Here is a 7,448-nt window from a genome sequence, read left to right on the forward strand (position 1 = left end):
GGTCTGGGCATGTCGTTTTTCGGGAACAAGCGACTCATTATAGTACTTGTAGGCTTGGTCCTGCTAATCTCGGTAGTGGGCTTTACCTCGCGTGAACGGGATAGGCTGACCTGGCCGGAAATGTTTTTCAAGGATGCATTCAGCGTGGTGCAGGGTATTTTTTATCGCCCTGCCCAGGCTGTTTCCGGCTTTTTTCAGGAAGTGGAAGACGCCTATAGCGTGTATGAGGAAAACAAGGCGCTGAAGGCCAGCTTGGATCAATACGCTCGATTGACCGCCGAGCTGCATGATGTGAAAGCAGAAAACGAGCGATTGCGCGAAGCATTGCATGCGACAGAGAGCTTGAAGCTGTATCAGCTCCGTTTCGCAGAGGTGGTTGCCCGTAATCCGGATACCTGGAACAATGTGACGACCATTGATAAAGGGCTTAAACATGGCATTAAAAAAGACATGGCTGTCATTACTGCCAAAGGGATGATCGGTCGTGTGCAAAGCGTTGCCAACTTTTCTTCCACCGTCGAGCTGTTAACCAGCTATGAACGACGGAACCACATCTCGGCAATTATCCAGACTCAGCAAATGGTGAACGGTGTTGCGACGTATCGCGATGTGAGCGGGGTCGTAGAAGAATACGATCCACAAGAGCGTCTGCTCATCATGCGGAAAATTCCTTGGGGACTGAAAATTGAAGAAAAGCAGCAAGTGGTTACGTCCGGTCTGGGAGGGGTCATTCCCCGTAACCTCCCGATTGGCTACATTGTTAAAGTAGAGCCGGATGATTACGGTCTTACCCAGACAGCCTATGTACAGCCGAGTGCCGACTTTTCACAATTGAACGAAGTGATGGTCGTTGAGCGCAACTTCACTATCTCGCCCAATGGTGAAGTCATCCCACAACAGTCATCCAACCAGCCAGCCACGAACAACGCATCGAATACAACTCCAACGACACCTGCTTCCGGCGCACAGCCCCCGGCATCGACCGCAGTCGGAGGTGGCCAGTAATGGCGCGCTTTCTGCTGACCATGACGGTGTTGCTGCTGTTCGTCCTGGAGGGTACGGTCGTGCAGGTGATTTCACCATCAACAGGGGGACTGTCCTGGATGACAGTACCCCGCTTTGCGCTGGTTTGCACGATCCTGATCTCTATGTTTTTAGGCAGAAGGGAAGGTCTGTACTACGGACTGGTATTCGGCCTTTTGCAAGACATCCTGTACGGGCAGGTAATCGGGATCTACACCTTTTCGATGATGCTGGCCAGCTATTTTTCAGGTCTGATCGTCCTCTTGTTTCAACGGGGGTTTGGTATGGTGCTTATTACCAGTATCCTGATTCTGTTCGGACATGAATGGCTTTTGTACAGTATGTATCGCGTGTTTGCTTTGGCTCCGCACGATGTTCAGTGGATCTTGAATAGTCAGATCCTGCCGACAGTCATTCTCAATAGTCTGTTATCTTTAGTCATGTATATACCGATCCAACGCTTATGCAAGACGATTGAGTCCAAGCGAGAAATGTCTGCGATGGAATAGTCAGGTGTGAGATGGAAATAAGAGGGGGGCAAGATGGATGGAAGAGGAAAAAAAACAAAAATCGACCATTCCAATCCGACTCAATATCTTGTTCGTCATCGTGTTCCTCTTTTTTGCCGCAATTATTTTGCGACTCGCCTATGTTCAGCTGGTGGAAGGCGAGCAGTATAGACACGAATTGGAAAAGTTTAGCATTCGCGAACTGCCGATTCCGGCGCCAAGGGGACGGATTCTGGATAAAAACGGGGTCGTGCTCGTCTCCAACAAACCGGTATATACCGTTCAGTATGTAGAGGAGCAAGGGCAGGATATTGATGAAGAAAAAGTCGCGGATCGTCTGGCCAAAATATTGATTCCCGATGATAGCAAAATTGGAACGGATCAAGAACTGCTGAAAAAAACGATTGAGCTTCGCTCGACGCTGCCTGTCGGTTTCAACAGAGAAGAAACGAATGAGCTGAAAGCGAAAATCACTCCGATGCTGCAGCGATTGCCACAGGTGGATGAAGTCGATGCCATGACAGACCTCGAACTGGTCAAAACAGCGATGTTTGCAGGTTTGCGGGTTCGTTCGCCTTTTCAGGAAAAGCAACGGGCTGAGGTGGAAAAGAAGCTCAGCGCGATCTTTAAAACCAATGGAAACACACTGGATCTAAATAGCATTTCTGACTGGGAAATGTTCAAGCAAGCTGTAAAAGCGAATGTGGATATGAAGCTGTCTTTGGATAAAGAAGACCGCGATGATTTGGTTAAAGAGGTAAAGGCACAGCTTCGGCAATTGCCTACGCCTGATCAGCTTTCCACGAAGTCCGACATGGATCTTTTGCGTTACGCGTATATGTTTGAGCTGGACGTTGTGCTTCCACTGACAGAGGAACAGCGACTGCATCAATGGCACAAGCTTTCACTTCTGCAGGAGATGCGTTCCCCGCAGTTGGCTAGCTATATTCCGAGACGGGTGAAAACAAACATTTCCTCAGAGGAAATGTTTCAAATTGAAGAAAGACGTACAGAGCTGCCAGGGATCAGCGTGGAGCTGGAGCCAGTACGACAAATCATGCAAGACCCCGACGGAACGCCTTTTGCGACCCATATTCTCGGGTACATCAATGCTATTCGCCCGGATAGCCTCAAAGAATACCTGGCGCAAGGGTACAACGCGATCGACCGCGTCGGTGTTACCGGATTGGAGAGTTACTACGAGCGGTATTTGCGCGGCAAGGACGGCATCATGGAAGTCCATGTCAACAAGAACTCCGAGTCTGTAGAGAAGACGATGCGTCAACCGGCCCAACCGGGTAATGACCTTGTGCTAGCATTAGATTGGCGTTTTCAAAGTAAAGTTGAGGCCATTTTAAAGGAAGAAGTTGAGGCATACAAAAAGCTACCAGCGACGCCAGATGAATTTAAGGAGACTCATGTGCTTGTCATGAATCCTAATACTGGTGAGATCTTGGCTATGGCGAGCTATCCAGATTACGATCTAAATCTATATTATGATCGTAAAAAGTTCAATGAAAATTACAGTTCACTGATTTTACCCAACGAGGCGAATCGCTTTATTTATACTCCTTACCCACCCGCTTCTACCTATAAACCGCTCTCGGTAATGATTGCGCTTGAAGAAGGGTTAACAACTCCTACAGAAACTATTTATGATTCTGGCGGATATTCTGTAGGTAATGCCTATAAGCGCAACTGGCGACCAGGAGGACATGGACCCGTGAATGCGCGTCGTGCCCTCCAGGTTTCCAACAATACGTACATGTATATCATGGCTGATCGCCTGTTGAAAAAATCCAGTCCATGGCAGAACCAGTTCCGTATTCTGGATTATTACAACGCCCAGTTCGGTTTGGGTGTCAAGACAGGAATTGACTTGCCTGGTGAAAACAAAGGCTGGGAAAACCCATATCTGAACTACGGTAACCTGGCGGATGCGATGATCGGTCAATACGACTTGTTCACGCCGATGCAAATCGCGCAGTACGTGTCTACGATTGCCAATGGCGGCTATCGGGTCCGTCCGCATTTGGTGAAGGAGATTCGCCGTGGAACCACAGATCCTCAGGAACCAGGCCAAACCTTGAGTATTATCGAACCGGAAGTGTTAAATCGCGTTACGATCGATCCGAAGTACATTCAGGTCATTAAAGAAGGCATGCGCATGGTAACGCAGCCAGGTGGTACAGCAGTTCGAGATCTGAGCAACCTGCCTTTCGCTGTTGCTGCCAAAACAGGTACCGCACAAACCGGACGCAAAGCAGAGAACGCATTGCTCGTCGGATTTGCCCCTTACGAAAATCCACAGTTGGTTTTTGTCGTCATTGCGCCAAACAGCTTGAAGGATGGAACCTCCAGCTCAGCTGCAACAGGACCTGTATCCAGACGACTGCTTGAAGCGTATAACGAGTTGAATCCAGGTGTTCTCACGTCTGTACCCCCAAAAACTCCGGCTCAAGGGCAATGACATTAGTAATGGTAACGATCCGGAAATGAATACCCTCTCAATCGTGCTCGCACATTTTTAATGAGAGCTCGATTGAGACTAACCCATGTTCTGCTTTCATTCGGCAAATTTTTCATGTAGAGCAGGAAAGTACTTGTCTGGTGGCGAATGGTATCGGTCGAGGTGAAACAGGTGACGACTGTGAAAAGCAAGGTCACGATCAAAGGGACAAAAGACGGTCTCGTCTTTTTCATGGATGATTCCTGTTCCTTTGAAGAACTGCTGACCGATTTGCGTGAAAAAATAGAGCATAGCCACCAACAAATCTTGTCAGGTCCGTTGATTCGAGTATCGATCAAGCTGGGCAAACGATACTGCACTCACGAACAACAAGAGGAATTGACAAAAATTATCCGGCAAAAAGGTAATCTGGTGATCCATTTGGTGGAAGCCGATGTGATCACCAGAGAAGAAGCATTTGCTGAGCGACTCAAGTCTTCGTTTCACGTGCAAGTGCATACCATTCGTTCTGGACAAGTCCTCGAAATGGAGGGCGATATTCTCCTCTTGGGAGATGTCAATCCGGGAGGGACGATTCGCAGTACGGGAAGCATTTATGTGCTTGGCCATCTGCGTGGTTATGCACATGCCGGGTTTTCTGGAGATACGGAAGCGATTATCGCAGCAGCCGTCATGAATCCGACACAGCTGCGCATCGGTGAAGTGGTCAGTAAACCAGGAGAAGAGTGGACCAAGAATTCAGGCGGGACAGAATTTGCCTATCTGGAAAACGAGACGATGCTCGTCGCAAAAATGAACTATTTGCCACGGATACGCCCTGAGCTGGGAGAGAAAAAAGCATGAGGGTCGAAGGAATAGGGGGATCGGATGTGGGGATCGGAATTGTCGTAACTTCAGGTAAAGGCGGCGTGGGAAAGACAACCACTTCCGCTAATTTGGGAACAGCGCTTGCCTTGCAGGGGCAAAAAGTATGTATGGTCGACACAGATATCGGGCTTCGCAATCTCGACGTCGTGATGGGATTGGAAAACCGGATCATCTACGATTTGGTCGATGTTATAGAAGGAGCATGCCGTCTGCAGCAAGCACTGATCAAGGATAAGCGTTTTGAAAATCTATCCCTACTGCCAGCTGCACAGACCAAGGACAAAACAGCAGTCATGCCGGAGCAGATGGAAGAAATCGTCACACAGCTGAAGCGCGAATTTGATTATGTGATCATCGACTGTCCGGCAGGGATCGAACAAGGCTTCCGCAATGCTGTGGCAGGTGCAGACCAGGCGATTGTCGTCACGACACCGGAGAAAGCGGCAGTACGCGACGCAGACCGTATTATTGGCCTGCTGGAGCGCGAAAAGGTAGGTATGCCGAAGCTGGTGATCAATCGGGTTCGTTCCCACATGGTTAAAAATGGCGATATGTTGGATGTAGAAGATATTCTGGATTTGCTAGCCATTGACTTAATTGGTGTTGTGCCAGATGATGATCACGTGATCAAATCGGCCAATTCAGGGGAACCTGTAGTGATGAATCACGAATCCCGTGCTTCGATTGCATACCGCAACATTGCTCGCAGGCTTTTGGGCGAGGCAGTGCCGCTGCAACCGCTGGAAGAAAAAGCGGGCGTCTTTAAAAAAATGCGTAAATTCTTTGGCTTGAAATAGGATAAGGTTTAAAGAAGCAGGCAAAAGAACAGGAGCCATCCTGTTCTTTCCTTCTTCACAGACCATTTCATTAGGGCTTCGCAGAAAAGCGGAAGCCACGTTTTCTAGGAGGAAAAAGATGGACCTGGAAAAACGACATTTAAAAACCCTCGATTGGACCATTCTGATCATTTTGGCTGCACTGGGTGTCTTTAGTTATTTGGGCATTTCCGGATCTGCCGCAGGGGTCGATAAGGCACAGCAACAGGTCTTGTGGTACGTGATCGGGTTTATCGTATTGGGAGGCAGCCTCCTTTTTGATTACAGGCTGTTCTACAATTTTGCCTTTGTCTTGTACGGATTCGGGCTGATCCTGCTGATTGGTGTGTTGCAGACAGCAGCGATCAATAATACGCATAGCTGGTACAATCTCGGACCAGTTCTGTTCCAGCCCTCTGAGCCCATGAAGCTGTTTACCATTTTGGCGGTCGCCAGGTATATGGCAAAACGGGCAGAAGACCCTTATCGCTTTCACTATTTTTACAAGCTGATTCCTGTCGCCTTGCTGGTGATGGTACCGCTGCTTTTGATTCTCATCCAGCCAGACCTGGGGACAGCATTGGTGTACACAGGCATGCTGGCTACGATGCTGATCGTCGGTGGAATTCGCCTGCTGCACGTGACTTACGTGGGTGGCTTGGTCGGAAGCTTGGCTGCTGGAATGGTGTTTCTCTACGAGTACAAGCAGGACATCTTCTTCAAGATCATCAAGCCGTATCAATGGGATCGTATCGTTTTCTGGCTGAATCCCGATCTGGAAGCGATGGGTCGAGGCTTCCAATTGAAGCAGTCGTTAATTGCTATTGGCTCTGGTCAGCTGGTGGGAAAAGGAATCGATACGCCTACTCAAGCGAGCTTTGGTTGGGTGCCAGTGGGGGAGAGCGACTTCATTTTTACGGTGATCGCTGAAAAGCTGGGCTTTATCGGCGCAGGCCTTTTGATGATCCTGTTCTTCTTCCTGATTTATCGCATGGTTCGAATCGCGATGGAAGCAAAGGACCCGTTTGGTGCCTATGTCGTAGCTGGAGTCGTCGGCATGCTGACCTTCCAGGTCTTCGAGAACATCGGCATGACCATTCAGCTGATGCCGATTACAGGGATTCCGCTACCCTTCATCAGCTATGGCGGAAGCTCGTTGATTACCAACTTTTTGATCATCGGCGTGGTCTTGAATATCGGTATGCGCAAGGACAAGTTGCGCTTTGACTAAATGCGTGACAAAAGGATAACGTTGTGATAAACTCAACCTAAGTTAACCATTTTTACAAGATGCAGTGATTTGATGGATTGGTTATGGAGTCGTGCCTTGTTGAGTGACGTCACCATGTCAAATCTCAACGATGCATGACTTTTTTGCCTTACCGCAATAGACTCCTGAAGTAAAAACAGGTTAACGCTACACTTCTTCGCCTTACGGGGCGCAATGTTTAGGGAGGTTTTGTTTCATGCAACAAGGTATCGTAAAATGGTTTAACGCAGAAAAAGGATACGGTTTCATCCAAGTTGATGGAGGAGACGACGTATTCGTACACTACAGCGCGATCCAGACAGAAGGTTTCAAATCTCTGGACGAAGGCCAAAAGGTAGAGTTCGAGATCGTTCAAGGAAGCCGTGGACCTCAAGCTGCTAACGTATCTAAACTGTAAAAATTTTTGTAAATCCAAGGACAGTCTCTCTATGGGGAGACTGTCTTTTTTGCTATATAGGAAAGTATATAATTTTGAGGGGCGCAAGCCCCTCTAT

7 protein-coding genes are annotated in these 7,448 nt (G+C 48.4%); all 7 read left to right on the forward strand.

Annotated features, from left to right (window positions below; translation table 11 throughout):
- Positions 1-9: 9 nt before the first annotated feature.
- The 7 genes from mreC (at position 10) to EDM52_RS18030 (ending at position 7,351) form a co-directional block, all read left to right on the forward strand.
- Positions 10-1,005 carry a rod shape-determining protein MreC gene (gene mreC, locus EDM52_RS18000; protein WP_122910335.1) on the forward strand — a complete coding sequence of 332 codons (996 nt, stop codon included), beginning with the start codon at positions 10-12 and terminating at the stop codon, positions 1,003-1,005.
- Complete coding sequence (mreD, locus tag EDM52_RS18005) at positions 1,005-1,532, forward strand: rod shape-determining protein MreD (RefSeq protein WP_122910336.1); 528 nt, start codon at positions 1,005-1,007, stop codon at positions 1,530-1,532. The genes mreC and mreD overlap by 1 nt, the downstream gene beginning before the upstream one ends.
- 37 nt (positions 1,533-1,569) lie before the next feature.
- Positions 1,570-4,002 (forward strand): peptidoglycan D,D-transpeptidase FtsI family protein, encoded by a 2,433-nt coding sequence (locus EDM52_RS18010; protein ID WP_122910337.1) that lies wholly within the window; start codon positions 1,570-1,572, stop codon positions 4,000-4,002.
- A gap of 147 nt (positions 4,003-4,149) precedes the next feature.
- A complete protein-coding gene (gene minC / locus EDM52_RS18015) occupies positions 4,150-4,845 on the forward strand; it encodes a septum site-determining protein MinC (protein ID WP_122910338.1) in 696 nt (231 codons plus the stop codon).
- Positions 4,846-4,871: 26 nt separating this feature from the next.
- Entirely contained in the window at positions 4,872-5,666 is a 795-nt protein-coding gene (minD, locus tag EDM52_RS18020) for a septum site-determining protein MinD (protein WP_122910347.1), read from the forward strand.
- 118 nt (positions 5,667-5,784) lie between these two features.
- A complete protein-coding gene (locus tag EDM52_RS18025) occupies positions 5,785-6,915 on the forward strand; it encodes an FtsW/RodA/SpoVE family cell cycle protein (RefSeq protein WP_122910339.1) in 1,131 nt (376 codons plus the stop codon).
- Positions 6,916-7,150: 235 nt separating this feature from the next.
- A complete protein-coding gene (locus EDM52_RS18030) occupies positions 7,151-7,351 on the forward strand; it encodes a cold-shock protein (protein WP_122910340.1) in 201 nt (66 codons plus the stop codon).
- Positions 7,352-7,448 lie beyond the last annotated feature (97 nt).

This window comes from Brevibacillus invocatus, from assembly GCF_003710915.1.
In the GTDB taxonomy this organism is placed as follows: Bacteria; Bacillota; Bacilli; order Brevibacillales; family Brevibacillaceae; genus Brevibacillus; species Brevibacillus invocatus.